The 26,693-nt window shown below is 69.6% G+C and carries 30 protein-coding genes; 23 read left to right on the forward strand and 7 right to left on the reverse strand.

The window, feature by feature from the left end:
* Positions 1 to 14: 14 nt before the first annotated feature.
* Positions 15 to 632, reverse strand: a complete 618-nt coding sequence (locus ABD708_RS18135; protein ID WP_344757123.1) for a class I SAM-dependent methyltransferase — start codon at positions 630 to 632, stop codon at positions 15 to 17.
* Positions 633 to 677: 45 nt separating this feature from the next.
* Here ABD708_RS18135 and hflX point away from each other — a divergent pair, with 45 nt between their 5' ends.
* A complete protein-coding gene (gene hflX / locus ABD708_RS18140; RefSeq protein WP_344757125.1) occupies positions 678 to 2,225 on the forward strand; it encodes a GTPase HflX in 1,548 nt (515 codons plus the stop codon).
* Entirely contained in the window at positions 2,222 to 3,193 is a 972-nt protein-coding gene (locus ABD708_RS18145) for a methylenetetrahydrofolate reductase (protein ID WP_344757127.1), read from the forward strand. Before hflX ends, ABD708_RS18145 begins: the two co-directional genes overlap by 4 nt.
* A gap of 23 nt (positions 3,194 to 3,216) precedes the next feature.
* Here ABD708_RS18145 and lexA read toward each other — a convergent pair whose 3' ends face one another.
* Positions 3,217 to 3,918, reverse strand: coding sequence for a transcriptional repressor LexA (gene lexA, locus ABD708_RS18150; protein ID WP_344757129.1), 702 nt, complete (start codon positions 3,916 to 3,918; stop codon positions 3,217 to 3,219).
* A gap of 249 nt (positions 3,919 to 4,167) precedes the next feature.
* Here lexA and ABD708_RS18155 point away from each other — a divergent pair, with 249 nt between their 5' ends.
* Genes ABD708_RS18155 through ABD708_RS18180 form a run of 6 tightly spaced genes read left to right on the forward strand, consistent with a single transcriptional unit; the run spans position 4,168 to position 8,498 of the window.
* On the forward strand, positions 4,168 to 4,530 hold the full coding sequence (locus ABD708_RS18155) for a LysM peptidoglycan-binding domain-containing protein (RefSeq protein WP_344757131.1): 363 nt from the start codon (positions 4,168 to 4,170) through the stop codon (positions 4,528 to 4,530).
* Between the two features lie 40 nt (positions 4,531 to 4,570).
* A complete protein-coding gene (locus tag ABD708_RS18160) occupies positions 4,571 to 5,695 on the forward strand; it encodes a histidinol-phosphate transaminase (protein ID WP_344757133.1) in 1,125 nt (374 codons plus the stop codon).
* A 5-nt stretch (positions 5,696 to 5,700) separates the two neighbouring features.
* Positions 5,701 to 6,309, forward strand: a complete 609-nt coding sequence (gene hisB / locus ABD708_RS18165) for an imidazoleglycerol-phosphate dehydratase HisB (protein WP_344757135.1) — start codon at positions 5,701 to 5,703, stop codon at positions 6,307 to 6,309.
* Positions 6,306 to 6,953, forward strand: coding sequence for an imidazole glycerol phosphate synthase subunit HisH (hisH, locus tag ABD708_RS18170; RefSeq protein ID WP_344757137.1), 648 nt, complete (start codon positions 6,306 to 6,308; stop codon positions 6,951 to 6,953). The genes hisB and hisH overlap by 4 nt, the downstream gene beginning before the upstream one ends.
* A gap of 35 nt (positions 6,954 to 6,988) precedes the next feature.
* Positions 6,989 to 7,732 (forward strand): bifunctional 1-(5-phosphoribosyl)-5-((5-phosphoribosylamino)methylideneamino)imidazole-4-carboxamide isomerase/phosphoribosylanthranilate isomerase PriA, encoded by a 744-nt coding sequence (gene priA, locus ABD708_RS18175; protein WP_344757139.1) that lies wholly within the window; start codon positions 6,989 to 6,991, stop codon positions 7,730 to 7,732.
* The gene (locus ABD708_RS18180; RefSeq protein ID WP_344757141.1) at positions 7,716 to 8,498 is read left to right on the forward strand and encodes an SseB family protein; all 783 of its coding nucleotides are present in this window, start codon (positions 7,716 to 7,718) and stop codon (positions 8,496 to 8,498) included. The genes priA and ABD708_RS18180 overlap by 17 nt, the downstream gene beginning before the upstream one ends.
* A gap of 8 nt (positions 8,499 to 8,506) precedes the next feature.
* Here the strand turns inward: ABD708_RS18180 and ABD708_RS18185 are convergent, their stop codons facing one another.
* On the reverse strand, positions 8,507 to 9,424 hold the full coding sequence (locus tag ABD708_RS18185) for a hypothetical protein (RefSeq protein ID WP_344757143.1): 918 nt from the start codon (positions 9,422 to 9,424) through the stop codon (positions 8,507 to 8,509).
* Between the two features lie 79 nt (positions 9,425 to 9,503).
* A complete protein-coding gene (locus ABD708_RS18190; protein ID WP_344757145.1) occupies positions 9,504 to 9,836 on the reverse strand; it encodes a DUF1844 domain-containing protein in 333 nt (110 codons plus the stop codon).
* Positions 9,837 to 10,102: 266 nt separating this feature from the next.
* On the opposite strand from ABD708_RS18190, the gene infC reads away from it, so the two are divergent.
* From infC to ABD708_RS18260, 14 genes are all read left to right on the forward strand, one after another.
* Positions 10,103 to 10,735 carry a translation initiation factor IF-3 gene (gene infC / locus ABD708_RS18195; RefSeq protein WP_344757192.1) on the forward strand — a complete coding sequence of 211 codons (633 nt, stop codon included), beginning with the start codon at positions 10,103 to 10,105 and terminating at the stop codon, positions 10,733 to 10,735.
* Positions 10,736 to 10,739: 4 nt separating this feature from the next.
* Positions 10,740 to 10,934: a 50S ribosomal protein L35 gene (gene rpmI / locus ABD708_RS18200; RefSeq protein WP_344757147.1), complete on the forward strand. Its 195-nt coding sequence runs from the start codon at positions 10,740 to 10,742 to the stop codon at positions 10,932 to 10,934.
* A 30-nt stretch (positions 10,935 to 10,964) separates the two neighbouring features.
* Positions 10,965 to 11,348 carry a 50S ribosomal protein L20 gene (rplT, locus tag ABD708_RS18205; RefSeq protein WP_344757149.1) on the forward strand — a complete coding sequence of 128 codons (384 nt, stop codon included), beginning with the start codon at positions 10,965 to 10,967 and terminating at the stop codon, positions 11,346 to 11,348.
* Positions 11,349 to 11,523: 175 nt separating this feature from the next.
* A complete protein-coding gene (locus ABD708_RS18210; protein ID WP_344757151.1) occupies positions 11,524 to 12,324 on the forward strand; it encodes a TrmH family RNA methyltransferase in 801 nt (266 codons plus the stop codon).
* Positions 12,325 to 12,372: 48 nt separating this feature from the next.
* Complete coding sequence (gene pheS, locus ABD708_RS18215) at positions 12,373 to 13,416, forward strand: phenylalanine--tRNA ligase subunit alpha (RefSeq protein ID WP_344757153.1); 1,044 nt, start codon at positions 12,373 to 12,375, stop codon at positions 13,414 to 13,416.
* Positions 13,416 to 15,929: a phenylalanine--tRNA ligase subunit beta gene (gene pheT, locus ABD708_RS18220; RefSeq protein ID WP_344757155.1), complete on the forward strand. Its 2,514-nt coding sequence runs from the start codon at positions 13,416 to 13,418 to the stop codon at positions 15,927 to 15,929. Before pheS ends, pheT begins: the two co-directional genes overlap by 1 nt.
* A gap of 205 nt (positions 15,930 to 16,134) precedes the next feature.
* Positions 16,135 to 17,175: an N-acetyl-gamma-glutamyl-phosphate reductase gene (gene argC / locus ABD708_RS18225; protein WP_344757157.1), complete on the forward strand. Its 1,041-nt coding sequence runs from the start codon at positions 16,135 to 16,137 to the stop codon at positions 17,173 to 17,175.
* A complete protein-coding gene (argJ, locus tag ABD708_RS18230; protein WP_344757159.1) occupies positions 17,172 to 18,332 on the forward strand; it encodes a bifunctional glutamate N-acetyltransferase/amino-acid acetyltransferase ArgJ in 1,161 nt (386 codons plus the stop codon). Before argC ends, argJ begins: the two co-directional genes overlap by 4 nt.
* A gap of 4 nt (positions 18,333 to 18,336) precedes the next feature.
* Positions 18,337 to 19,269, forward strand: coding sequence for an acetylglutamate kinase (gene argB / locus ABD708_RS18235; RefSeq protein WP_344757161.1), 933 nt, complete (start codon positions 18,337 to 18,339; stop codon positions 19,267 to 19,269).
* The gene (locus ABD708_RS18240) at positions 19,266 to 20,498 is read left to right on the forward strand and encodes an acetylornithine transaminase (protein WP_344757163.1); all 1,233 of its coding nucleotides are present in this window, start codon (positions 19,266 to 19,268) and stop codon (positions 20,496 to 20,498) included. Before argB ends, ABD708_RS18240 begins: the two co-directional genes overlap by 4 nt.
* Positions 20,495 to 21,442: an ornithine carbamoyltransferase gene (gene argF, locus ABD708_RS18245; RefSeq protein ID WP_344757165.1), complete on the forward strand. Its 948-nt coding sequence runs from the start codon at positions 20,495 to 20,497 to the stop codon at positions 21,440 to 21,442. The genes ABD708_RS18240 and argF overlap by 4 nt, the downstream gene beginning before the upstream one ends.
* The gene (gene argH, locus ABD708_RS18250) at positions 21,435 to 22,880 is read left to right on the forward strand and encodes an argininosuccinate lyase (RefSeq protein ID WP_344757167.1); all 1,446 of its coding nucleotides are present in this window, start codon (positions 21,435 to 21,437) and stop codon (positions 22,878 to 22,880) included. Before argF ends, argH begins: the two co-directional genes overlap by 8 nt.
* On the forward strand, positions 22,880 to 23,023 hold the full coding sequence (locus ABD708_RS18255; protein WP_344757169.1) for a hypothetical protein: 144 nt from the start codon (positions 22,880 to 22,882) through the stop codon (positions 23,021 to 23,023). Before argH ends, ABD708_RS18255 begins: the two co-directional genes overlap by 1 nt.
* 1 nt (position 23,024) lies before the next feature.
* Positions 23,025 to 23,711 (forward strand): DNA-3-methyladenine glycosylase, encoded by a 687-nt coding sequence (locus ABD708_RS18260; RefSeq protein WP_344757171.1) that lies wholly within the window; start codon positions 23,025 to 23,027, stop codon positions 23,709 to 23,711.
* Here ABD708_RS18260 and ABD708_RS18265 read toward each other — a convergent pair.
* Positions 23,659 to 24,237, reverse strand: coding sequence for a hypothetical protein (locus tag ABD708_RS18265; RefSeq protein ID WP_344757173.1), 579 nt, complete (start codon positions 24,235 to 24,237; stop codon positions 23,659 to 23,661). The genes ABD708_RS18260 and ABD708_RS18265 overlap by 53 nt on opposite strands.
* A 3-nt stretch (positions 24,238 to 24,240) precedes the next feature.
* On the reverse strand, positions 24,241 to 24,864 hold the full coding sequence (locus ABD708_RS18270) for a DNA-binding protein (protein ID WP_344757175.1): 624 nt from the start codon (positions 24,862 to 24,864) through the stop codon (positions 24,241 to 24,243).
* Between the two features lie 118 nt (positions 24,865 to 24,982).
* Between ABD708_RS18270 and tyrS the strand changes: the two genes are divergently transcribed.
* On the forward strand, positions 24,983 to 26,287 hold the full coding sequence (gene tyrS / locus ABD708_RS18275; RefSeq protein ID WP_344757177.1) for a tyrosine--tRNA ligase: 1,305 nt from the start codon (positions 24,983 to 24,985) through the stop codon (positions 26,285 to 26,287).
* 204 nt (positions 26,288 to 26,491) lie between these two features.
* Here tyrS and ABD708_RS18280 read toward each other — a convergent pair.
* Positions 26,492 to 26,693: hypothetical protein (locus ABD708_RS18280; protein ID WP_344757178.1), on the reverse strand; the 202-nt coding region annotated here is incomplete at its 5' end.

Here is a 26,693-nt window from a genome sequence, read left to right on the forward strand (position 1 = left end):
GGCGTCTGGCCCGACTACTGGCCGGCGTGCCTGCGCACTCGCAACACCCGGAAGCCCTTACTGGTCGCTGCGCGCGTGGTGCCGAAGCCGGGCAGCGCGGTGTCGAGCCAGCGCTGCAGCGAATCGGAGCCCAGATTCCGTGCGGCCACGAGCCAGGCATCCGACCCCACCTCGAGTCGCGGCAGCCAGGTCTGCAGCATGCTGTGCAACTCGTTCTTCCCGACGCGAATGGGCGGGTTCGACCAGATGGTCATGAACGCGACCTCGGCCGGAACATCCTCGGGCCGCACAGCGTTCACATTGGTGAGTCCGAGGTCGGCCGCGTTGCGCGCGACGAGTTCGAGTGCCCGCTCATTGACGTCGACGGCCCACACCGTCGCGTGCGGCGAACCGAGCGCGAGCGACAGGGCGATCGGCCCCCAACCGCAGCCCAGATCGAGCAGGTGGCCGCCGGGCGGCGGCTCCGGGGTATTGGCCAGCAGCACGGCCGTGCCGGTGTCGACGTGGTCGGGGCTGAACACCCCGGCGCCGGTCGTGACCGTGAGATCGCGATCGGCGAGGCGCACGTCGATCGGCCGCAGCTTCGGGTCGCTTCCCGGTGACGCGCTGAAGTAGTGGTCACCGGAAGACATGTCAGAAACGTACAGCACCGACGGAAGTAGAGTTAGTCCTCAATAATGACCGCAGATCACACCACCTCCAGCGAGACCGGCACCCGCGCAGACGACGACGTCGTCGCCCGCGTCCTCGCGAACGCGGACTCGCATGCGGCCGGCTACGCCCTGTTCGGGCAGCGCGCGCAGGCATTGCAGACGACGGATGCCGCAGGCTTCGGCGACACCGACGGCGAGCAGCTCGACCGTGACGACCGTGCAGCGCTGCGTCGCGTCGGCGGGCTCTCCACCGAGCTCGAGGACGTCACCGAGGTCGAGTACCGGCAGCTGCGGCTCGAGAACGTCATCCTCATCGGGGTGTACTCGGGCGGCTCGCTCGAGGACGCCGAGAACTCGCTGCGCGAGCTCGCGGCGCTCGCCGAGACCGCGGGCGCCGTGGTGCTCGACGGCTTGCTGCAGCGCCGCCCGCACCCCGATCCGAGCACCTACTTCGGCCGAGGAAAGGCGGAGGAGCTCGCGGCCGTCGTCGCGCATCTCGGCGCCGACACCGTGATCGCCGACACCGAGCTGGCGCCCAGCCAGCGACGTGCCCTCGAAGACGTCGTCAAGGTCAAGGTCATCGACCGCACTGCGGTCATCCTCGACATCTTCAGCCAGCACGCGAAGAGCCGCGAGGGCAAAGCCCAGGTCGAGCTCGCGCAACTCGAGTATCTGCTTCCCCGCCTGCGCGGCTGGGGCGAGTCCATGAGCCGCCAGGCCGGCGGCCAGGTGGGCGGTGCGGGCAACGGCATGGGAAGCCGTGGGCCCGGTGAGACGAAGATCGAGCTCGACCGCCGCCGCATCCACTCCCGCATGGCGAAGCTGCGCAGGCAGATCAAGGAGATGAAGCCGGCACGCGAGGCGAAACGTGCCAACCGACGCCGCAACGAGGTGCCGTCTGTCGCCATCGCCGGCTACACCAACGCCGGCAAGTCGAGCATGCTGAACCGCATCACGCGGGCCGGCGTGCTCGTCGAGAACGCGCTCTTCGCGACGCTCGACTCCACGGTGCGCCGCTCGCAGACCGTCGACGGGCGCCCGTACACGCTCGCCGACACGGTCGGCTTCGTGCGCAACCTCCCGCACCAGCTCGTCGAGGCCTTCCGCTCGACGCTCGAGGAGGTGCAGGACGCCGAGGTGATCGTCCACGTCGTCGACGCCTCGCATCCCGATCCCGCCAGCCAACTTCAGACGGTGCGCGACGTGATCGGCGAGGTCGGCGCCCGCGACATCCCCGAGCTCGTCGTCTTCAACAAGTCGGATCTGATCGACGACGACACCCGTCTCGTGCTGCGCGGCCTCGTGCCGGGGGCGGTGTTCGCCAGTGCGCGCACTGGTGAGGGCATCGACGAGGTGCTCGCGCGCATCGCCCATCTGATCCCGGACCGCTCGGTGCCGATCGAGTTGCTCGTGCCGTACGAGCACGGCGAGGTCATCGCGGCGCTGCATGCGCGCGGGCGGGTCACGTCGCAGGAGTACACGGAAGAGGGCACGCGCGTCTCGGCGCTCATCGACCCCAGCCGCGTGGCGCAGTTCGAGCCGTACCGACTCGAGGCGGTCGACCGGGCGTGAGGCACGTCCCGTTCTCCTTCGAGCTGCACCCCGCCCGCTCGCCGCTGATCGCGCAGCAGCTGCCCGGTCGCATCGCGCGGCTCGCGGCCGCGGGGCCGGAGTTCATGTCGGTGACCTACGGTGCCGGCGGGTCGTCGCAGGGCGCCTCGCTCGACGTGCTGAGGCTTCTGATCGACCACCACCCCGAGGTGCGCACCATGGCGCACCTCACGTGCGTGGGCTCGACCGTGCAAGGCACGCACGAGACCGTGCGGACCTTTCTGGATGCCGGAGTGCACAGCTTCCTCGCCGTGCGCGGTGACCTCCCGGCGGGGTTCAGCGAAGGCGCCTTCCCCGGTGATCTTCGCTCGGGGGCCGAGCTCGTCCAGCTGATCCACGCTGTGCAGCACGAGCGCACTCCGTGGCGCGAGGTGCCTTTACCCGGCACGCGCGGCATCACCCTTGATCGAGACGGCCGCGAGCGGATCGTCATCGCCGTGGCCGCGTTCGCGAACGGGCATCCCTCGTCGCGGTCCGTCGAGCAGGACATCGACACCTTGCTCGCGAAGCAGGCGGCCGGTGCCAATCTCGCGATCACGCAGCTGTTCTTCCACGCCGACGACTACTTCCGCCTGCTCGATAGGGCGCGCGCCGCAGGGGTCGAGTTCCCGATTCTGCCCGGGATCATGCCCGTGACGACGCTGCCGGCTCTCGCACGCAGCCTTGAGCTGTCCGGCGAGCCGATGCCCTCTGACCTCGCCGCTGCGCTCGATGCGGAGACGACTTCCGAGGGCCAGCGCGAGGTCGGCATCGACTACGCGGCGCGGCTGGCGGAGCGGCTGGTCGAGGGCGGCGCTCCGGGCATCCATCTCTACACCCGCAACCTGCACGAGACACCGCTGGCGGTGCTCGCGCGCGCGGCGTTCATCGACGCGACGCGCTACAGCGAGCTCGTGGCGCCGGACTTCGCTGCGGCGCCGCTTCCCTGAGTCTCGAGAGCCTCTGAGTGCGCTCAGACGGCGCGCAGCACCGCCACGACCTTGCCGAGCACGACCGCCTCGTCCCCGAGGATCGGCTCGAAGGCGGAGTTCCGCGGCAGCAGCCAGGTGTGGCCGTCACGCTGCCGGAACACCTTGACGGTTGCCTCGCCTTCGAGCATCGCGGCGACGATGTCGCCGTTGATCGCGTCTTGCTGCTGTCGAACGACCACCCAGTCGCCATCGCAGATCGCTGCGTCGATCATCGACTCGCCCGCGACCTTGAGCATGAAGAGGTCGCCGTTGCCGACGAGCCGGCGGGGGAGCGGGAAGACCTCTTCCACCTGCTGTTCCGCCGTGATGGGCACGCCGGCCGCGATGCGGCCGACGAGCGGCACGAGCATGGCGTCACCGACGGGCGCCTTCGCCTCGAAGTCATCGGTCTGCTCGGTCGGCGAGGGCGGGTCGATTAGGATCTCGAGCGCGCGCGGCCGGTTTGGGTCGCGGCGCAGGTAGCCGGAGAGCTCGAGCTGGTTGAGCTGGTGGGTCACGCTCGACAGCGAGGCGAGGCCCACGGCGTCGCCGATCTCGCGCATGCTCGGCGGATAGCCTCGCGCGGCCAGCGACTTCTTGATCACGTCGAGGATGGCGAGCTGCTTGTCGCTGAGGTTCTTGCGGCGTCGGGTGCGCCGCTTGGGTGCGGTGCCGGTGTCCTTGCTGACGGCGTCTGTGGTCACGTGAATCCCCAATGTCAGTGGTCCCTGGTTGCATTTCGACCAGTGAGCCACACATTAGCGTCAAACGCCCTCTGTGTAGGGGATTTGTTCGAGCGAGTCGCCGAAACCGGTGGATAACTTCGCTAATGAGCCGGGGCTTGCGCTCACATCGAATCGAAGATAGGTTCGGAAATGTCGAATACGTCGAACATGCGTTCCGAATCAGGTGACGAAGGTAGAGGTACTGAGATGACCAGCATCACAGTTCACATGTCTGCAGGGCCCGTGCGCCGCACGGCTGCGGCCCCCGCCGCGCGCTCGCACCTGCGCCTCACCCGGCGCGGCAGGCTGGTGCTTGTGGCCGCTGCGGCCGCGCCGCTCGTCGCGGCCGCCGTCTGGTTCGGCGTGAGCTCCGGCTCGGCGGCAGCCGGCGGAGTCTCCGCCGGCGCGCCGGCGAGCATCGAGCATGTGACGGTGCGCCCCGGCGAGTCGCTCTGGCAGATCGCCGAGACGGTGGCGCCCCACGACGACCCTCGCGAGGTCATCGATGCGATCGTCGACATGAACGGCTTGCAGAGCTCGGTCGTCACGCCGGGGGAGTCGCTCGCGATCCCTCCGCAGTACGCGAAGTAACCGCCAAGGTGCTCCCTCGTACCGCGCCTACGATGGTGAGGTGACGTCTCTTTCCGATCTGCCGATCCGTGACGACCTGCGTGGGCGCGAGCCCTACGGGGCGCCGCAGAAGCATGTGCGGGTCGAGCTGAACGTCAACGAGAACACGCACCCCATCCCCGACGAGGTGCAGGCCGATGTGCTCGCCCGGCTCGCGAACGCGGTCGCCGGTGCCAATCGCTATCCCGATCGTGAGTTCGTCGAACTGCGCGACGCGCTCGCCGCTTACCTCGGTCACGGCTTGAACCGCGACAATCTCTGGGCCGCCAATGGCTCCAACGAGATCCTGCAGCAGCTCCTGCAGGCATTCGGGGGTCCTGGGCGCACGGTGCTCGGCTTCGCACCCACCTACTCGATGTACCCGCTGCTGGCATCCGGTACGGGAACCGAATGGATCGCGGGCGACCGTGACGTCGACTTCGAGCTATCCGCCGTGCGCGCCGTCGAATGGGTGCGACGCACACAGCCCGACGTCGTGATCCTGTGCTCTCCGAACAACCCGACCGGGACACCGCTGGGCCTGGATGTCGTCGAGGCCGTCTACGACGCGGCGCCCGGCATCGTGATCGTCGACGAAGCATACGCTGAGTTCTTCCCCGCGGGCGAGCCGAGCGCCATCACGCTGCTGCCGGGGCGAGAGCGCCTCGTGGTGTCGCGCACCATGAGCAAGGCCTTCGCCTACGCCGGCGTGCGACTCGGCTATCTCGCCGCGGACCCGGCGATCGCCGACGCCCTGCGCCTCGTCCGGCTGCCGTACCACCTGTCCGCCCTCACCCAGGCCGCCGCGCTCGGCGCGCTGGCGCACGCGCCCGAGATGCTGGCGATGGTCGACGAGATCAAGGTGCAGCGCGACCGGATCGTCGCCGGGCTCGGCGAGCTTGGCTTCCACCCGTACCGCACGTGGAGCAACTTCGTGCTGTTCGACAATGTCGCGAACCCGCGAGAGGTGTTCGACGAGCTGCTCGCAGAGGGCATCATCATCCGCGAGATGGGCATCCCGAACAGCCTGCGCGTCTCGGCGGGAACCGCGTCGGAGACGGGCGAGTTCCTCGACGCGATGGCCCGCTACGTCGCCCGGCACGGGGCAGGCGCCATCGTCTCCGCCGAGCACGCCCCGGTAGGCTGAGGGCCATGACCGCAGGCCCCCGCACCGCAGCCATCACGCGCGAGACCAGCGAGTCGCGCATCGAGCTGAACCTCGATCTCGACGGCTCGGGCAGCGCCGACATCCAGACCTCTGTCCCGTTCTACGACCACCTCCTGACTGCGTTCGCGAAGCACTCGCTGACAGACCTCACCGTGCGGGCGAGCGGCGATACCGACATCGACGTCCACCACACCGTCGAGGACACGGGCATCGTGCTCGGCCAGGCGATCCGCCAGGCGCTCGGTGACAAGAGCGGCATCGGCCGCTTCGGCGACGCCGTCGTGCCCCTCGATGACGCGCTCGTGCAGGCCGTCGTCGACGTCTCGGGGCGTCCGTACTTGGTGCACTCCGGCGAGCCGGCCGGTTTCGAGCTGCACCTCATCGGCGGCCACTTCACGGGGTCGATGGTCCGCCACGTCTTCGAGGCCATCGCCTTCAACGCCGCGCTCACGGTGCACGTGCGCGTGCTCGACGGCCGCGACCCGCACCACATCGCGGAAGCCGAGTTCAAGGCGTTCGCGCGCGCATTCCGGCAGGCCAAGGCGCTTGATCCCGCGGTCAGCGGCATCCCCTCGACCAAGGGCGCGCTGTGAACGATCGCGCTCGGCCCACCGTCGCGCTGCTCGACTACGGCAGCGGCAACGTGCACTCGGCTGCGAAGGCGCTTGAGGCGGCGGGCGCCGACGTCACGATCACCCGCGACCGCCAGGCGGTGATGGATGCCGACGGGCTGCTTGTGCCCGGAGTCGGCGCGTTCCGCGCGGTGGTCGATCAGCTCAAGGCGGTGCGCGGTGACGAGCTCATCGAGCGGCGACTCGCCGGCGGGCGGCCGGTCCTCGGCATCTGCGTCGGCATGCAGGTGCTGTTCGAACGCGGTGACGAGCGCGGCACCGAGACCCAGGGACTGGGGGAGTGGCCCGGCGACGTCACCGAGCTCGACGCTCCCGTGCTGCCGCACATCGGCTGGAACACGGTCGATGCGCCTGCGGACTCCCTGCTGTTCCGTGGCATCGAAGGCGAGCGCTTCTACTTCGTGCACTCCTACGCCGCGCAGAGCTGGACGCTCGAGACCCACGCGCCGTTCCCGTCTTCTCGTGTGACCTGGGCCGAGCATGGCACGCGATTCGTCGCGGCCGTCGAGAACGGCCCGCTCAGCGCCACGCAGTTCCACCCCGAGAAGTCTGGGCAGGCTGGCATCCGTCTGCTCACCAACTGGGTCGACTCGCTGCGCGCATGAGCGTGCCCGGCACCCGCACCATCAGAAAGCAAGAGATGACCGAACCCACCGCGCCCCAGCTCGTGCTCCTGCCCGCCGTCGACGTCGCGGGCGGACAGGCCGTCCGTCTCACCCAGGGCGAGGCGGGGAGCGAGACGAGCTACGGCAGTCCGATCGACGCGGCGCTCGATTGGGCACGGCAGGGCGCGGAGTGGATCCACCTCGTCGACCTCGACGCGGCGTTCGGGCGCGGCGAGAACCGCTCCGTCATGCGCGACGTGCTCCGCGAGGTGCAGGGCGTCAAGATCGAGCTCTCGGGCGGCATCCGCGACGACGCGTCGCTCGAGCACGCCCTCGAGCTCGGCGCCACGCGGGTGAACCTGGGCACCGCCGCCCTCGAGAACCCCGAGTGGGCCGACGCGGTGATCGGCAGATACGGCGACGCGATCGCGGTCGGCCTCGACGTGCGCGGCACGACCCTCGCCGCCCGCGGTTGGACCCGCGAGGGGGGCGAGCTGTGGGAGGTCCTCGCGCGTCTCGAAGCGGCGGGCTGCCGGCGCTACGTCGTCACCGACGTCACGAAGGACGGCACGCTGCGCGGCCCGAACGTCGAGCTTCTCGCCGAGCTCACGGCGAAGACCGACAAGCCCGTCATCGCCTCGGGCGGCATCTCGAGCCTCGACGACATCGTGGCGCTGCGCGCCCTCGTTCCGAATGGTGTCGAGGGGGCGATTGTCGGCAAGGCCCTCTACTCAGGGCGCTTCACCCTGACCGAGGCGCTCCATGTCGCCGGTGCCTGAGACCCCGCACCTCGGTGGGGCCGCCGACTCGGCCGGCCAGCCATGGGCCGGCCGCAGCTTCACGCCGAATCCCGCGGCGGCCGACGACGGTTCCGCAGACCCCGCGCTGCTCGCGGCGCTGAACGGATTCCTGGCCGGCACCGCCCTCGCAGAAGATGTGGTCGCCGCCTTCCGCGGTGCCCGCCTGCTGATCCCGCTGCTCGCTCACGCGGGTGAACTGGGCACGGCGCCCGACGGCCATCTCGTCGACAAGACGCAGGAGCTGTCGATCGTCACGGTCGCCGGCCCCGACGGCCGCAAGGTGCTGCCCGCGTTCACCTCGGTCGAGGCCCTTGCCGCATGGGACCCGAAGGCGCGCCCCGTGCCGGCTGCCGGTCCCCGGGTGGCGCTCGCCGCAGCGAGCGAGCAGACCGAGCTGATCGTCATCGACCCCGCGGGGCCGACCGAGTTCGTGCTGCGCCGCCCGGCCGTCTATGCGCTCGCGACGGGAGCCGCGTGGTCGGCTCCTCATCGCGACCCCGCGATCCGCGCGGCGTTCGCGCGTTCGCTCGAAGGCGAGCCGGACGCCCTCGGCGTCGACCTGGTCGCGGCCGACCCGGCGCAGCGTCTGCGTGCGGCGGAAGTGGCCGTGCGCCTCAGCCTGCGCGACGGCCTCGATCAGGAGGAACTGCAGCGGCTGGTCAGCCGGCTCTCCGAGCGCTGGGCGGCCTCAGCCGAGATCGCGAACGGCGTCGATTCCCTGGTGGTGCAGCTCATCAAAGCCTGATCGCGCCCTCAGCGCGACGACTCGGTCGGCGTCGGCGTCGGTGAGACGGAGGGGGTCGACGTCTGGGTCGGCTTCGACGGCGAGCTCGGTCGCCGCGTGTGCGTCGGAGCAGGCGAGTGCGTGGGTGCCGGGGAGTCGGCGGCGCCAGGACGCTGCGACCGCGTCGGCGAGCTCGTCGCACTCGGCGCATTCGAAGAGGCCCGCGGCTTCGACCAGTCGAGCCCCGCGAAGGCCGTATGCGCCAGCGCGTCCTCGAGTGCGGTCGACTGGTGCTCGTCGCCTGCGGCCAGCTCTACGGAGAGGTCGCCGGTCGCGAGGTTCCAGGTGTACGGCACCGTGACATGGACCGACTTCACGCCGGGCACGGCGGTCGCGACAGCGACCGCACGAGACACCGAGTCGACCGTCGAGCGCGGCACAGGGGTGTCGAAGGCGTTGCGGTAGTCGATGACGGATGCCGCATGCCCGTCACCCGCCGGCGAGGACAGCTCGAGGTTGACTCGCGCGTTCTGAAGCTGCTGCGTCAGGGTGAACACCACATCGGCGCACTCGGCGGAGCTGGCATCGGGGTTCATGATCACAGAGACGTCATAGCTCAGCGTCTTCGGGGCGCGCGTGGGCGCCGGTGCGGTGCGGGTGCTCAGCATCATGGACGGCTCGGGCGAGACGCTCGTGTCGATCGAGCTCGTCGCGGTCGCGACGCCGGGCATGGCCGACAGAGCGGTGACCGCGCGCTCGACGCTCGCGAGCTCGCTGGGCTCTGGCGTCGCTCCGCCGTCGGTCGAGTCGCCGCGCTGCTGCGCGGAGCTCGACGCCTGCAGATAGCGGTGCACCGCGACGCTGCTCAGCACGAGGCCGCCTGCGATGACGAGCGCGACAGAGCAGACGGCTGCGCCGAGCCATCCGAGTGCCTGTCGCCTACCCACGCCGACGACGCTAATCGGGGCGTCTGGGCAGAACCCGGACGCGAGCGCCGAATGACCTTGGGATCGCCGGTCGATCAGCTCATACGACGGAGCCGGTCCACTTCTCGCCGGGGCCCTTGCCCGGCTCGTCGGGGATCTGCGAGGCCTCGCGGAACGCCAGCTGCAACGTGCGCAGGCCGTCGCGCAGCGGGCGCGCGTGCTGATCGCCGATGTGCGGGGCGGATGCCGTCACGAGACCGGCCAGCGCGTCGACCAGCTTGCGCGCCTCATCGAGATCGAGGTCGGCCTCGCCGCTCTCGGCCAGCCCGAGCTTGACCGCGGCGGCGCTCATCAGGTGCACCGAGACCGTGGTGATCAGCTCGGCGGCAGGCACCTCGGCGATGTCCCTGGTGGCATCCTCGACGTCGCTCATAACCCTGCCTTCGTGTCTGGTAGACTCGTCTATTGGCTCCGCCGCCTCTGTGCGTCGGAACGAAAGTGGAATCTCTTCCCACCCGCGTTGACCGCCTCAACAGGTTACCGGGTCGATACCCTCCGCCGGTCCGCCGGTCGGTGCCGCAAGCACTTCGGGGGTGTGCCGAGTGATTGCACGCGTATGTGCGCGGGCGTCGCGGTGAAAGTCGTTCTCCTCTCGTTGCAGCACTGCAGCCGAAACACTCTCGAACAGAGGAGCAACGCATCAGCGATCCCCGTACCAACGACCGTATCCGCGTCCCCGAAGTGCGACTCGTCGGCCCCAGCGGCGAGCAGATCGGCGTCGTGAAGATCGAGGTCGCGCTGCGCCTGGCGCAGGAAGCGGATCTCGACCTCGTAGAGGTCGCCCCGAACTCCAAGCCGCCCGTGGTGAAGATCATGGACTACGGCAAGTTCAAGTACGAGGCTGCGCAGAAGGCCAAGGAGGCCAGGCGCAACCAGGCGAACACGATCCTCAAAGAGGTTCGTTTCCGCCTCAAGATCGACAAGCACGATTACGAGACCAAGATGAAGCGGGCCATCGGATTCCTCCAGACGGGGGACAAGGTCAAGGCGATGATCCTCTTCCGCGGTCGTGAGCAGTCCCGCCCCGAGCAGGGCGTCCGTCTGCTTCAGAGATTTGCCGAAGATGTGGCGGAATTCGGTTCTGTCGAATCGAACCCGACCATCGACGGTCGAAACATGGTCATGGTCATCGGTCCGCTGAAGAACAAGGCGGATGCGAAGGCCGAGGCCAACGCGCGGCGCGCGCAGGCGAAGGCCGAGTCGCGTTCGCAGGACACGAACAGCTCGCCGGCTGAGGCCCCTCAGCCCGAGGCGACGAACGAGAAGGAATAACACAATGCCCAAGCAGAAGTCCCACTCGGGCGCCAAGAAGCGCTTCAAGATCACCGGCAGCGGCAAGGTCATGAAGCAGCAGGCCGGCATGCGCCACAACCTCGAGCTCAAGTCGAGCCGCCGTACCCGTCGCCTCAACGAGGACCAGGTCCTCCCGAACAGCGACGCCAAGATCATCAAGCGCCTGCTCGCCAACTGAGCCCGGCCCGACGTTTAAGGAAGTAAAGAAATGGCTCGTGTCAAGCGCGCAGTAAACGCACACAAGAAGCGCCGGACCATCCTCGAGCGCGCGGAAGGCTACCGCGGCCAGCGCTCGCGCCTCTACCGCAAGGCGAAGGAGCAGGTCACCCACTCGCTCGTCTACGCCTACCGCGACCGCCACGCTCGCAAGGGCGAGTTCCGCCGCCTGTGGATCCAGCGCATCAACGCTGCGGCCCGCCAGAACGGCCTGACCTACAACCGCCTCATCCAGGGTCTGAACCTGGCCGGCATCGAGGTCGACCGCCGCATCCTCGCCGAGCTGGCCGTCAACGAGCCCGCCACCTTCGCGGGTCTCGTCGAGGCCGCCAAGAAAGCGCTCCCGGCTGACACCTCGGCCCCCAAGGCTGCGTAACCTGCATCCGCTCGAAAGGCCCGGTCACCCACTGCGGTGGCCGGGCCTTTCGTCGTCCGGGCAGGCAAACGAGACGCGGAGCGGTGCGAAAGTTACGTTGAACTCGCTCCAGGCGTACCTTTCGCACCGCTCGGCGGTTCGGCGGCGTGAGGCGACCCGTTTGTAGACTCGGAGCGTGCTCGACAATCCCCGCTCTCCGCGCGTGCGCAGCGTTGCCAAGCTCGCGAAGAAGAGCGCCAGAGCCGACACCGGCATGTTCCTGCTCGAGGGCCCGCAGGCCGCGAGCGAGGTGCTCAGCTACCGCCCTGAGCTGATCGTCGAGCTGTATGCGACGCCGACCGCGCTCGAACGGTACACCGACATCGCTCAGACGGCGGTCGACGCGGGCGTCGACGTCGAGTTCGTCACCGAAGAGGTGCTCGCCGTGATGTCTGACACGGTCACGCCGCAGGGCTTCGTGGGCGTCGTGCACCAGTTCCCGACATCCGTCAAAGACATCTTCGCCAGCGCGCCCAAGCTCATCGCCGTGCTCGAGGAGGTGCGCGACCCCGGCAATGCCGGCACCATCGTGCGCGCCGCCGATTCGGCGGGGGCCGATGCCGTGATCTTCACGGGCCGCAGCGTCGACCTCTACAACCCGAAGGTCGTGCGCTCGACCACGGGATCGATCTTCCATCTGCCGGTCGCCGTCGGCGCGAGCCTCGGCGATGTCGTCGGCCGGGCGCGCGAGGCGGGGCTCCAGGTTCTCGCCGCCGATGTGAAGGGCGAGGATCTGCTGGTTGCGCGCCGCGAGAGCCTGCTCGCCGCGCCCACCGCGTGGGTGTTCGGCAATGAGGCGCGCGGCCTCGACGACGGCGACCTCGAGCTCGTCGACCGAGTGATCACGGTGCCGATCTACGGCTACGCCGAGTCCATGAACCTCGCTACCGCGGCATCCGTCTGCCTCTATGAGTCGGCGTTCGCCCAGCGCAGCTGAGCCCCGCGGGTCCGGGGGCGCTGAGCCGCCCGGATAAGCTTGTTGATCGTGTCAGACACTCCCGAGCTCAACGAGGAGTCCGTCCGCGCTGCCGTCGATGCCGCCCTCGCCGCCATCGCCGCAGCCGACGACTCCGCCGCCCTCAAGGACGTGCGCGCGCAGCACCTCGGCGAGCACTCGCCGCTCGCGCGCCTCAACGGGCAGCTGCGCAACGTTCCCAATGACCAGAAGGCCGCGCTCGGCAAGCTCGTCGGCGGCGCCCGCGGCCAGGTGAACCAGGCGTTCGCCGCGAAGGAGTCCGAGATCTCGGCGGCAGAAGAGCGCGCGCAGCTCGCGGCTGAGGCCGTCGACGTGACGGCGCTCGCGATTCCGGGGCGCGTCGGCGCCCGGCATCCGCTCTCGCTGCTGCAGGAGCGGATCGGCGACATCTTCATCGGCATGGGCTGGGAGATCGGCGAAGGGCCCGAGCTCGAGAGCGAGTGGTTCAATTTCGACGCGCTCAACACGGATGCCGATCATCCGGCGCGCAGCGAGCAGGACACGTTCTATGTGGACCCCATGGGCTCTCATCTTGTTCTGCGCAGTCAGACCTCGCCGGTGCAGATCCGCTCGCTTCTGAGCCGAGAGCTGCCGCTTTACGTCGTCGCCCCTGGGCGCGTCTTCCGCAAGGACGAGCTCGACGCGACCCACACGCCCGTCTTCTCGCAGGTCGAGGGCATCGCGGTCGACAAGGGCCTCACCATGGCGCATCTGCGCGGCACGCTCGAGCACTTCGCACGCCAGATGTTCGGCCAGGAGGCCAAGATCCGCCTGCGTCCCAATTTCTTCCCCTTCACCGAGCCGAGCGCCGAGATGGACGTCTGGCAGCCGAACGCCAAGGGCGGCCCCCGCTGGATCGAGTGGGGCGGTTGCGGCATGGTGAACGGCAACGTGCTGCGCGCAGCGGGTGTCGACCCCGAGGTGTATTCCGGCTTCGCCTTCGGCATGGGCATCGAGCGCACTCTCCAGTTCCGCAGCGAGCAGCTCAATGACATGCGCGACATGGTCGAGGGCGACATCCGCTTCTCGCAGCAGTTCGGAATGGTGGTCTGATGCGCGTCCCACTCAGCTGGCTCGCCGAGTACGTCGATCTTCTTCCCGGCTCGACCCCTGAGGACGTCCACGCGGCGCTCGTCAAGGTCGGCCTCGAGGAGGAGGCGATCCACCGTTTCGAGGTCACCGGCCCCATCGTGGTCGGGCAGGTGCTGGAGTTCGTCGAGGAGCCGCAGAGCAACGGCAAGACCATCCGCTGGTGCCAGGTCGACGTCGGCGAGGCGAACGGCGGCGTGCGCGGCATCGTCTGCGGCGCCCACAACTTCCAGCCGGGCGACAAGGTGGCCGTCACGCTTCCCGGCGCCGTGCTGCCCGGGCCGTTCCCGATCGCGGCGCGCAAGACATACGGCCACGTGAGCGACGGCATGATCGCCTCGGGCCGCGAGCTCGGCCTGAACGACGAGCACGCCGGCATCCTCGTGCTCTCGACGCTCGGCCTCGACCCCGAGGTCGGCGCCGACGCGATCTCGCTGCTCGGCCTCGACGACGCGGCAGTCGAGGTCAACGTCACGCCCGACCGCGGCTACGCGTTCTCGATCCGCGGCATCGCGCGGGAGTACTCCCACGCGACCGGTGCAGCATTCCGCGACCCGGCAGATCAGGTGCAGACGGATGCCCCGGCCGAGGGCTTCCCGCTGGCGATCGCCGACGATGCGCCCATCCGTGGGAACGTCGGAGCCTCGGTGTTCGTCGCCCGCGCGGTCGAAGGCATCGACCCGACCCGCCCGACGCCGCCCTGGATGGCGGCGCGGCTGCGGCTCGCCGGCATCCGCTCGCTCTCGCTGCCCGTCGACATCACAAACTACGTCATGCTCGAGCTCGGCCAGCCGATCCACGGCTACGACCTCGACAAGCTGCAGGGCGGCATCACGGTGCGCCGCGCACGGCCCGGCGAGACGCTGGCCACTCTCGACGGCGTCGAAAGGAAGCTCGACGCCGAGGACCTGCTGATCACCGACGACTCCGGAGCCATCGGTCTCGCGGGCGTCATGGGCGGCGCGCACACCGAGATGTCCGATACGACGACCCGCGTGCTCGTCGAAGCCGCGAACTTCGACCCCGTGTCGATCGCGCGCACGGCCCGCCGGCACAAGCTGCCCTCCGAGGCGTCCAAGCGATTCGAACGCGGCGTTGACCCCGCTGTCGCGCGCGCCGCGGCCGCGCGTGTCGTGCAACTCCTGGAAGAGCTCGCGGGCGGCCGCGCAAGCACTCTGGGTGCGGTCATCGACGACGCGGCGGAGCCACAGCCGATCGCGCTGCCTCTCGGCTTCGCCGATCGCCTGATCGGCGTCGACTACGAGCCGAGCGAGGTCGAGCGGATCCTGATCGCGATCGGCGCCGAAGTGACCAGCACGGATTCCGGCCTCACGGTCGTTCCGCCCACGTGGCGCCCCGACCTGACGGATGCCGCGACTCTCGCGGAAGAGGTCGCGCGCATTTCCGGATACGACCGGATTCCGAGCGTGATCCCGGTGGCCCCGCCGGGCGGCGGGCTCTCCCGCGAGCAGCAGCTGCGACGCCAGGTCGCCAGCGTGCTTGCGGGTAGCGGTCTCACCGAGGTGCTCGCCTACCCGTTCCTCACGGCCGCGCAGAACAACGCCTTCGGCTCGCCGACCGGTGACCCGGTGCCCGCGGTGAAGCTCGCGAACGCGCTCGACGCGCGTGTGCCCTTCCTGCGCACGACGCTGATCCCGGGTCTCATCGACATCGCGCAGCGCAACCTCTCGCGTGGGCTCACCGATCTCGCGATCTACGAGCTCGGGCTCGTCTTCCGCCCCGAGGAGGGTGCGCGCTACGGCGTCGACGGGCTGCCGATCGGCACCGCGCGTCCCGATGAGGCGACGCTCGCCGCGCTCGATGCGAGCATCCCGCCGCAGCCGCGCTACGTCGCCGGCCTGTTCCTCGGGAATGCGACCCCGAAGCAGCCGGGTCATCCGGCCGTCCCTGCCGGGCTCGCCGACGCGCTTGCGGCCGTCCGTACCCTCGGCGCGGCCGTCGGGGTGGAGATCGCCGTGCGCCAGGGCTCCCACGCGAGCCTGCACCCGGGCCGCACGGCCGAGCTCTTCGTCCAGACCGCCGACGGTGAGGAATCCGTCGGCTACGCAGGCGAGCTGTTGCCCGCACTCGCCGCTGAACTCGACCTGCCGCGCGTCGTCGCTGTCTTCGAGGCCGATCTCGGCAAGCTGATCGCCGCGTCGCCCGAGCAGCTCGACGTCGCGCCCATCTCCTCGTTCCCCGCGGCCACGCAGGACCTCTCCCTCGTTGTGCCGCTCGCGGTCCCCGCGGGCGACGTGCTCAGCGCCGTCGTCACGGGTGCGGGCGAGCTGCTCGAGCATGCCCAACTGGTCGACGACTACCGCGGCCAGGGTGTCGCCGACGGCAGCAAGAGCCTCACCTTCGCGCTGCGCTTCCGAGCGGCCGACCGCACGCTGACGGCGGCCGAGGCCAGCGAGGCGAAGCTCGCAGGGGCGGCGCTCGCGCACGAGCGGTTCGGTGCGACGGTTCGCGAGTGACCCGCGGCGACCGATATGCTGACCGCATGACTTCCGTCCGCCGCACCGTCGCCGCACCCTCGGGTGCGCGTCGCGTGCTGCGTCGACGTTTCCTGGGCGGCCGAAGCTCGGCGGCGCTCGCGTAACCGGAAGTCTGCCGGTTCCACGCAGGCGTCGCCGTGATTCAGAATCCGTCGCCGTCCAGAAATAACAAGGTGGAACCCACATGACGTACACGGTCGCCGTCGCCGGAGCATCCGGCTACGCCGGCGGGGAGGTCCTGCGGCTGCTCGCAGGCCACCCGGATCTCGAGGTCACAACCGTGACCGCCTCTTCGAACGCAGGCAAGCCGCTCGCCCTGCTGCAGCCGCACCTGCGCTCCTACGCGCACCTCACCCTGCAGGAGACGACGCCCGAGGTCCTCGCGGGCCACGACGTCGTGTTCCTCGCCCTTCCGCACGGGGCTTCCGGCGCCATCACCGCCCAGCTGCCCGACGACGTGCTTGTCGTCGACTGCGGCGCCGACCACCGCCTCACCGACGAGGCGGCGTGGGCGAAGTTCTATGGCGGCGAGTTCAACGAGCCGTGGGCCTATGGCGTGCCCGAGCTCGCGGCCGACGGCGGCAAGCTGCGCGATCGGCTCGTGGGCGCGAAGAAGATCGCGGCGCCCGGCTGCAACGCGAGCTCGGTCTCGCTCGCCATCGCCCCCGGCATCACCGCGGGGCTCATCGACGAGGACATCGTGGCGGTCCTGGCCGTCGGCCCCTCGGGCGCGGGCAAGAGCCTCAAGCTGCCGAACCTCGCGAGTGAGGTCCTGGGCTCCGCGAATCCCTACGGCGTCGGCGGCGGCCACCGGCACATCCCCGAGATCATCCAGAACCTGAAGCTCGCGGGCGCCGCCGACCCGAAGGTGTCGTTCACGCCCGTGCTCGTGCCGATGGCGCGCGGCATCCTCGCGACCGTCACCGCGCCCCTCAAGCCGGGCGTCACGAAGCAGCAGGTGCGGGATGCCTGGGAAGCCGCGTATGCCGGCGAGCAGTTCGTGCAGCTGCTGCCCGAGGGCACCTGGCCGCGCACGGCCGACGTGCTCGGCGCGAACACGGCGCTCATCGGCGTGACCGTCGACGAGGCGGCGGGCAAAGTCGTCGCTCTGATCGCGGTCGACAACCTCGTCAAGGGCACCGCGGGTGCCGCCATCCAGTCCGCCAACCTCGCGCTGGGCCTGCCAGAGGGCACCGCGCTGACCACGAACGGAGTCGCCCCGTGAGCGTCACCGCAGCAGCCGGCTTCCTCGCGGCAGGCGTCCCCGCCGGCCTCAAATCGACGGGCAAGTCCGACGTGGCGCTCGTGCGCAACGTCGGCCCGCTGCAGAACGCCGCCACCGTCTTCACGAGCAACCGCTGCCAGGCGAATCCCGTGCTGTGGAGCAAAGAGGTCATCAAGGACGGCACCGTCGCCGCGATCGTCCTGAACTCAGGCGGCGCCAACTGCTACACCGGTGCGCAGGGCTTCCAGACCACGCACGCGACGGCGGAGCGCGTCGCCGACCTGCTCGACGTCTCCGCGGGCGACGTCCTCGTCTGCTCCACCGGCCTGATCGGCGAGCAGCTCGACCTCGCCAAGGTGACGGCGGGAGTGACGGATGCCGCAGCCGCACTCGCCGGCACGCCGGAGGCCGGCCAGGCGGCGGCCGAGGCGATCATGACGACCGACACGGTCGCGAAGCAGGCCGTGCGCACCTCGCCGGCCGGCTGGACGATCGGCGGCATGGCAAAGGGCGCCGGCATGCTCGCCCCAGGGCTCGCCACCATGCTCGTCGTGATCACGACCGATGCCGTCCTCGGCAGTGCGGAGCTCGACCAGGCGCTGCGCGCCGCGACGGCCGTCACCTTCGACCGCCTCGACTCCGACGGCGCCATGTCGACCAACGACACGGTCGCGCTGCTCGGCTCAGGCGCAAGCGGGGTCACGGCGGACCTCGCCGAGTTCACGACGGCCCTCACCGACGTCTGCCGGAGCCTGGCCGAACAGCTGCAAGGCGACGCCGAGGGGGCATCCCACGACATCGCGATCCATGTCGAGAACGCGGCGAGCGAGAGCGACGCCGTCGAGGTCGGCCGCGCCGTCGCCCGCAACAACCTCTTCAAGGCCGCCATCTTCGGCAACGACCCCAACTGGGGCCGCGTGCTCGCCGCCGTCGGCACGACCAAGGCCGAGTTCGACCCGTACGACGTCGACGTCTGGTTCAACGGCGTGCGCGTCTGTGCCGCAGGCCAGCCCGACCAGCCGCGCGAACTCGTCGATCTGACACCGCGCGCCGTCGACATCCGCATCGACCTCAAGGTCGGCACGCAGACCGCGACCATCCTGACTAACGACCTCACGCACGACTACGTGCACGAGAACAGCGCGTACGCGAGCTGAGACCATGGCAGACGAGACCCTCACCACCATCAATCCCGACGACGCCGAGATCGTCGCCGCTCGCGAGGAGGCGCTCGAGAAGACCGCGATCCTCATCGAGTCGTTGTCCTGGCTCGGCGCGTTCCACGACAAGATCGTCGTGGTCAAGTTCGGCGGCAACGCCATGGTCAGCCCGGAGCTGCAGCGCACCTTCGCCGAGGACATCCTGTATCTCCACCACGTCGGCCTGAAACCGGTCGTCGTGCATGGCGGCGGCCCGCAGATCTCGGCGATGCTCGACAAGCTCGGCATCCCCAGTGAGTTCAAGGGCGGCTACCGCGTGACGACGCCCGAGGCGATGGACGTCGTGCGCATGGTGCTCACCGGCCACATCAACCGCGGCATCGTGCGATCGATCAACGAACTCAGCCCCGCCGTCGCGATCGGGATGTCCGGCGAAGACGCAGGGCTCTTCACCGGCCGCAAGCGCGGTGCGATGGTCGACGGCGAGATCGTCGACCTGGGGCTCGTCGGCGATGTCGTCGCCGTCGACCCCGACGTGATCCTGACGCAGATCGCGGCCGGTCGGATCCCCGTCGTGTCGTCGGTCGCCCCCGACGGCGACGTCCCCGGCCAGTCGCTGAATGTGAACGCGGATGCCGCGGCCGCAGCCCTCGCCGTCGGACTGGGAGCCGAGAAGCTCGTCATCCTCACCGATGTGGCCGGGCTGTACCGAGATTGGCCTGACCGCGCCTCGATGCTCACGAGCATTTCGGCCGGCGAGCTGCACGCGCTTCTCCCGAGTCTCGAGTCGGGCATGATCCCGAAGATGTCGGCCTGCCTCGACGCGGTCCAGGGCGGCGTCCCCAAGGCGGCCATCATCGACGGCCGCATCCCGCACTCGATCCTGCTCGAGATCTTCACCCAGCAGGGCATCGGAACGGAGGTCACCGCATGACCGACAACAGCACGCACGCCACCGGGGCATGGCAGTCACGGTACGAGTCCGACCTCGTCTCGACCTTCGCGACGCCGCCCCTGCTCCTCGACCACGGCCAGGGCGCCTGGGTCTGGGACTCCGACGGCAACAAGTACCTGGACTTCCTCGGCGGCATCGCCGTCAACTCGCTCGGGCACGCTCACCCGGTGCTCATCGAGGCGGTCACCCGCCAGATCTCGCTCGCCGCGCACGTCTCGAACCTGTTCGCCTCGGCGCCGCAGCTCGAGCTCGCCGAGCGGCTCAAGCGGCTGACCGGTGCGGGCGACGCCGGCCGGGTGTTCTTCGCGAACTCCGGCACGGAGGCGAACGAGGCGGCCTTCAAGCTGGCACGTCTCAATCGCGGCGCGAACGGCGAGAAGACCCGCATCATCGCGTTGCAGAACGGGTTCCACGGCCGCACCATGGGTGCGCTCGCACTCACGGGCAAGGCGTACATGCGCGACCCGTTCCAGCCCATGATCGCGGGCGTCGAGCACATCCCGGCCACGATCGAGGCGCTCGAAGCCGCCGTCGACGGCACCGTCGCCGCGCTCTTCGTCGAGCCCCTGCAGGGCGAGGCGGGCGTGATCGAGCTGCCCGAGGGCTTCATCGCCCGGGCGCGCGAGCTCACCGCGCAGCACGGCGCGCTCCTCATCGTCGACGAGGTGCAGACCGGCGCGGGCCGCACGGGGGACTGGTTCGGATTCCAGCACGAGGGCATCACCCCCGACGCGATCACCCTCGCCAAGGGCATGGCAGGAGGCGTCCCGATCGGCGCGCTCGTCACCTTCGGCGCGGCATCCGCTCTCTTCCACCGCGGCCAGCACGGCACGACCTTCGGCGGCAATCCGCTCGCGACCGCCGCGGCGAACGCGGTGCTCGGCGAGATCGAGGCCTCCGGACTGGTCGAGAACGCGCGCGCCCGCGGCGAGCAGTTGAAGAGCATCATCGCCGGCTTCGGCTCCCCGCTCATCGCCGGCACCCGCGGCCGCGGCCTGCTGATCGGCATCGCGCTCGCGACCCCTGTCGCCGAGGCGCTCGTCGCCGCCGCGCGCGCGCAGGGGCTCATCATCAACGCGACCGGGCCCGACAGCATCCGTCTCGCCCCTCCGCTCGTGATCGGCGACATCGAGCTCGACGAGTTCCGCACCCGCTTCGGCGCCGCGCTCGCCGAGGTGGCAGCATCGGCCGCGGCGGTGACCGCATGACTCGCCACTTCCTGCGCGACGACGACGTGACCCCCGCCGAGCAGGCGCAGATCCTCGACCTCGCCGCGCGCCTCAAGGCCGACCGCTTCGCCGAGAGCCCGCTCGCCGGTCCGCAGACCGTCGCCCTCATCATGGACAAGCCGACGCTGCGCACCCAGACCTCGTTCTCCGTCGGCGTGGCCGAGCTGCAGGGCATGCCCTTCCTCGTCGACGGCGGCAAGGCCAAGATCGGCACGCGCGAGTCCGTTCCCGACGTGGCGCGCATCATCGGCCGCCAGGTCGCCGCCATCGTCTGGCGCACGTACGCCCAGTCGGCCCTCGAGACCATGGCCGAATACGCCGGTGTCCCCGTGGTGAACGCCCTGACCGACGATTTCCATCCCTGCCAGCTGCTCGCCGACCTGCTCACGATCCGCGAGCACAAGGGCCGGCTCGCGGGGCTCACGGTCAGCTACCTCGGCGACGGTGCCAACAATATGGCGCATTCCTTCCTGCTCGCCGGCGCGACCGCCGGCATGCACGTGCGCATCGTCACGCCGGCCGAGTACCGGCCGCGGGCGGACATCGTCGCCGACGCCGAGCGCATCGCCCAGGCGACGGGCGGCTCGGTGACGGTCCTGACCGACCCGGGGGAGGGCGCCGCAGGTGCCGACGTCGTGGTCACGGACACCTGGGCCTCGATGGGCCAGGAGGACGAGAAGGATGCCCGTGCACTGGTATTCGCGAATTATCGCGTCGACGCCGAGCTGATGGCGCGCGCCAAGAGCGACGCGATCTTCCTGCACTGCCTGCCCGCCTACCGCGATTACGAGGTCACCTCCGAGGTGATCGACGGCCCGCAGTCCGTCGTGTGGGATGAGGCAGAGAACCGCCTGCACGCGCAGAAGGCCCTGCTCGCGTGGCTGCTCACGCAGGCCGACGAGAAGGAGGGGCCGGATGCCTGAGGACGTCAACCGCGCGGGCGAAGCCGGCGCGCTCTGGGGCGGCCGCTTCGCGGGCGGCCCCTCGCCCGAGCTCGCCCGGCTCAGCAAGTCCACCCACTTCGACTGGCAGCTCGCCGACTACGACCTGACCGGCTCCCGCGCTCACGCGCGCGCGCTGCACCGCGCCGGCTACCTCGACGACGCCGAGCTCGAGGGCATGATCGCGGCGATCGACGAGCTGCAGCGCCGCGTCTCGGCCGGTGAGTTCGTCCCGGCGGCATCCGATGAAGACGTGCACTCGGCGCTCGAGCGCGGCCTCATCGAGATCGCCGGCGCCGAGCTCGGCGGCAAGCTGCGCGCCGGCCGCAGCCGCAACGATCAGATCGCGACGCTCATCCGCATGCTGCTGCGCGACCACTCCGCCGAGCTCGCGCGCCTCGTCGTCGACCTCATCGACGCGCTCGCGGCTCAGGCCGAGGCGAACGCCGACGCGATCATGCCCGGTCGCACGCACCTGCAGCACGCGCAGCCCGTCCTGCTGGCACACCATCTGCTCGCGCACTGCTGGCCGCTCGTGCGCGACCTCGAGCGCCTCGACGACTGGCGCAGGCGAGCGGATGCCTCGCCTTACGGTTCCGGCGCGCTGGCGGGCAACACCCTCGGCCTCGACGCCGCGTTGATCGCCGACGAACTCGGCTTCGCCGCCGTCGTGCCCAACTCGATCGACGCGACCGCCGCGCGCGACATCGTCGCGGAGTTCGCCTACGTCACCGCGCAGCTGGGCATCGACCTCTCCCGCCTCGCCGAGGAGATCATCCTCTGGAACACCCGCGAGTTCGGCTTCGTCACCCTCGACGACGCCTACTCGACGGGCTCGTCGATCATGCCCCAGAAGAAGAACCCGGACATCGCCGAGCTCGCGCGCGGCAAGTCGGGGCGCCTCATCGGCAATCTGACGGGCCTGCTCACGACACTCAAGGGCCTGCCGCTCGCGTACAACCGCGATCTGCAGGAGGACAAGGAGCCGGTCTTCGACTCGATCGAGACGCTCGAGATCCTGCTTCCGGCGTTCACCGGCATGGTCGCGACCCTGCGCTTCCACACCGACCGCATGCGCGAGCTCGCCCCCGAGGGCTACTCGCTGGCGACTGACGTCGCCGAATGGCTCGTGAAGCGGCACGTGCCGTTCCGCGACGCGCACGAGATCACGGGCAACCTCGTCTCCTTCGCCGAATCCCGTGGCATCGGGCTCGAAGAGGTCGACGACGAGTCGCTGGCCCGCATCTCGCCCCACCTGACCCCAGCCGTGCGCGAGGTGCTCACCGTCGAGGGCTCGGTCGCGAGCCGCGACGGCATCGCCGGCACGGCGCCTGCGCGCGTCGCCGAGCAGCGCGCCCTGCTCGCCGACCGGGTCCGGCAGGTCACCGCCCGCATCGGCGCGACTCAGGAGGCGCTGTGATGGCCCGCTTCAAACTCGACCCGACCCCACGTCCGAAGAAGGCGATGCCCCGCTGGCTCTGGTGGGCGATCCTGAGCGTCGCGGCGGCGATGGTCGTCGCCGGCATCATCGTGACCATCGCCGTCGGCGGCCCGCTCTTCTGACGTGCCCGGCACGGGTCTCTTCGTTCCCGACCGCGAGTTCTTCGCGCGGCCGGCCACCGAGATCGCCCCGCTGCTGCTCGGCGCACGGCTGACGCATGAGACGGATGCCGGACCCGTCGTCCTCCGTCTCACCGAGGTCGAGGCGTACCTCGGTGACGGCGCCGACCCCGGCTCGCACGCCTTCCGCGGCCGGACCCGCCGCAACGGCGTGATGTACGGGGCACCCGGACACGTCTACGTGTACTTCACCTACGGCATGCACGTCTGTGCGAACATCGTGTGCTCGCCAGAGGGCTCGGCGACCGCGGTCCTCCTGCGCGCCGCAGAAGTGATCGAGGGCGTCCCGCTGGCTCAGTCCCGCCGGGGCGCCGCTCCGCCGCGCGACCTGGCACGCGGCCCCGCACGTCTCACGGTCGCGGCAGGCATCCGCCTCGACGAGAACGGCTCGGACGCGCTCTCTGCGCCCTTCGCGCTCGCACTCGAGACGCAGCCGCCCGCGTTCCTCACCGGCCCGCGCGTCGGCGTCTCGGGCACTGGTGGGGAAGAGACGTACCCGTGGCGGTTCTGGATCGCGGGCGACCCGACGGTCTCCGTCTACCGCCCTGCGCAGCGCCGTTCGGCGCAGCGCCTTTCAACTACCAGACGAGGTGCGCGAGCGCCCCGCACAGAGCCGCCCACCCCAGGCTGACAAGGGTGCCGATGATGAAGCGCTCCTGTGCCTCCGAGGCGCCGAGCTCACTGAACCGGCCGACGCCTTTGATGGCTATGATCACCGCGATCGCCTCCGGCACACCGGCCAGGATCGAGGCCGTCGTCCCGATCCGCTCGAGGATGCCGATGGTGAGCCCGCCGCGCAGCACCTCCCGCTTCTCGCCCGGCTCGGTCGCGTCGCGCGGGGCGACCAGGATCCCGCCCGCCTGGCCCTCGATCTGACGGGTCGCGAGCGCGAGCACGGTCCTGACCGCGGGCGAGCCGCCGAATGCCGAGATCGCGACGGCGCCGAGCGCGAGAACCGCACCGAGCACGGAGGGACCGCCGGGGTGCGGCAGCCCGACCATGACGACGGCGACGAGCAGGAACGCCCCCGTCGCGATCGTCATCCAGCGGCCGCCCTTGACGGAGAGCACAGAGAAGACGACCCCGCCTGCGACGACGAGCGTGAGCATCGCCCAGAACACCACCGCGAGGATGATCCCGGGACCGGCGTAGTACATCGGCTAGTGCTCCTGTCTCGTCACGAGGTCGGTCTGCTCCAAGAGCCTAGTGAGGCCGGGCAGGGCGGCCAGCTCCGCCTTGATGTTGGCGGCCTTCGCGCGTGCGCTGGCGGCCGGAGCCGAGATGCCCAGCCGGGCGGCGGCATCCGCCTGCGTGAGGCCGGCGGCGAGCAGGTCGAAGAGCTCCCACCCGGCATCCGATCGCCGCTCGCGCACGATCAGCAGCAGCGCCAGCAGCGACTCGGCGTCGTCTGCGCGCTTGCTGTCGGCCTGCGGCTGGCCCTGCCATTGAATGGCGAGACGGATGCCTGACTTCTTCGCCCTCGTCGCGGCGTCGCGTGCCGCGAAGAACGCCGGGCCGCTCGCCTCGCGCGTCGCCTCCGGCAGGGGCTCGCGTACCGCGCCGATGCCGATTCCGACGTGGAAGGCGCGCGAGCGGGTGAGCTCGAGCGCGAGCGCGAGCGTCGTTGCCGCGTCTTCGGTCAGCGCCTGCAGCTCGTCGCCTGCGGTGCGGTCTGCCGGAAGCGCCAGCTCGTCCCGGTGGGCCGCGTTGATCCGCTCGAGCTCGGCAGCAACCCGGTCGGCGTTGACGCGCGAATCGATCTGATCGGCCGTGATGACGAACATACGCCTCCTTAAGCCCACAAGCTTATCTCAACCATAGTAAAGTCAGATGCCTTAACCCCACAAGAGTCAGGCGAATGCTGGAACTCGCCGTCGAACGCCCGCTGATACCGTTGACCGCGTGTCAACGCCTGAAATCCTGGCCGCGCAGCACAACGATCCCTCCTTCGAGACCATCTGGGATGAGATCGTCTGGCGCGGGCTCATCCACGTCTCCACCGATGAGAACGAGCTCAAGCAGCTCCTGGCGGGCGACCCGATCACCTACTACTGCGGCTTCGATCCGACGGCCCCGAGCCTGCACCTCGGCAATCTGGTGCAGCTTCTGCTGCTGCGTCGCCTGCAGCTCGCCGGCCATCACCCGCTCGCGCTGGTCGGCGGCTCGACCGGGCTCATCGGCGACCCGCGGCCCAGCTCGGAGCGCACCCTCAACACCAAGGAGACCGTCGCGGAGTGGGTGGGCTACCTGCAGGCCCAGGTCTCGAGGTTCCTGAGCTTCGAGGGCGACAACGCGGCGCACCTCGTCAACAACCTCGACTGGTTCGGGCAGCTCAGTGCGATCGACTTCTTGCGCGACATCGGCAAGCACTACCGCGTCGGAACCATGCTCAAGAAGGACGCGGTGGCGGCGCGCCTCAACTCCGACGCCGGCATCTCGTACACGGAGTTCAGCTACCAGATCCTCCAGGGCCTCGACTTCCTCGAGCTCTACCGTCAGCACGGCTGCGTTCTGCAGACGGGTGGCAGCGATCAATGGGGCAACCTCACGAGCGGCACCGACCTGATCCGGCGCGTCGAGGGCGTCTCCGCGCACGCCATCGGGACTCCGATCATCGAGGACGCCGACGGGAAGAAGTTCGGCAAGAGCGAGGGCAACGCCGTCTGGCTCGACGAGAAGCGCACCAGCCCATACGCCTTCTACCAGTTCTGGCTCAACCAGGACGACTCGCTCGTAGTCGCGCTGCTGAAGATCTTCACCTTCCTCACGCGGGCCGAGATCGAACGGCTCGAGCAGGCCGTCGCGGATGCGCCGTTCCGGCGCGAGGCGCAGCGTACGCTCGCGCTCGAGGTGACGACTCTGGTGCACGGGGCGGATGCCGCGAACGCGGCCGTTCTCGCATCGCAGGCGCTCTTCGGCAACGGCGATCTGGAGCAGCTCGACACGGCAACGCTCGAGGCCGCTCTTCGCGAACTGCCGAGCGTGTCCGCCTCGCCGGCAGACTCCGTTGCGCAGCTGCTCGTCGAGACCGGCCTCACCAACAGCCTCTCGGATTCGCGCCGAGCGATCTCGCAGGGCGGCGTCTACGTGAACAACCAGAAGATCGACGACGATCAGGCGACGATCGGCGACCGCCTGATCGCCGGTCGGCTGGCGGTCCTGCGGCGCGGCAAGAAGACGCTCGCAGGCGTCTTCGCGGAGGAGTAGGACGCGACACGCCCGGGCCGTCACTTCGATTTGAGGAGCTGCCCTCCGGCACGTAAATTACTTACTTGTCACCCCAAAGGTGCGGCTGAGCTGCTCAGCTCGCCGGCCTCAAGCGGGACCTCATCACAGCACTCCGAAGGTCACTTGTTTGACTGGAGTCGAGTGCCTAGGATGGGAAGTCCACACCGGCTCCCTGCCGTGTCGTCACGACCAGCGGGAAGCAGCAGGCGTGGCAAATTTGGAAAGTCGCTCCGGTGTGATGGCCGCAAGGTCTAGGCCGGGTGCGTACGGTCTTTGAGAACTCAACAGCGTGCACATTGTCAATGCCAATTCCCGGCGCCTGATCGTTTTTGGTTGGGTGTTGGATTCCTTTGGTTTATTTGATTGATTGAATGTCAGTTTTGAT

This window comes from Gryllotalpicola koreensis, from assembly GCF_039538185.1.
In the GTDB taxonomy this organism is placed as follows: domain Bacteria; phylum Actinomycetota; class Actinomycetes; order Actinomycetales; family Microbacteriaceae; genus Gryllotalpicola; species Gryllotalpicola koreensis.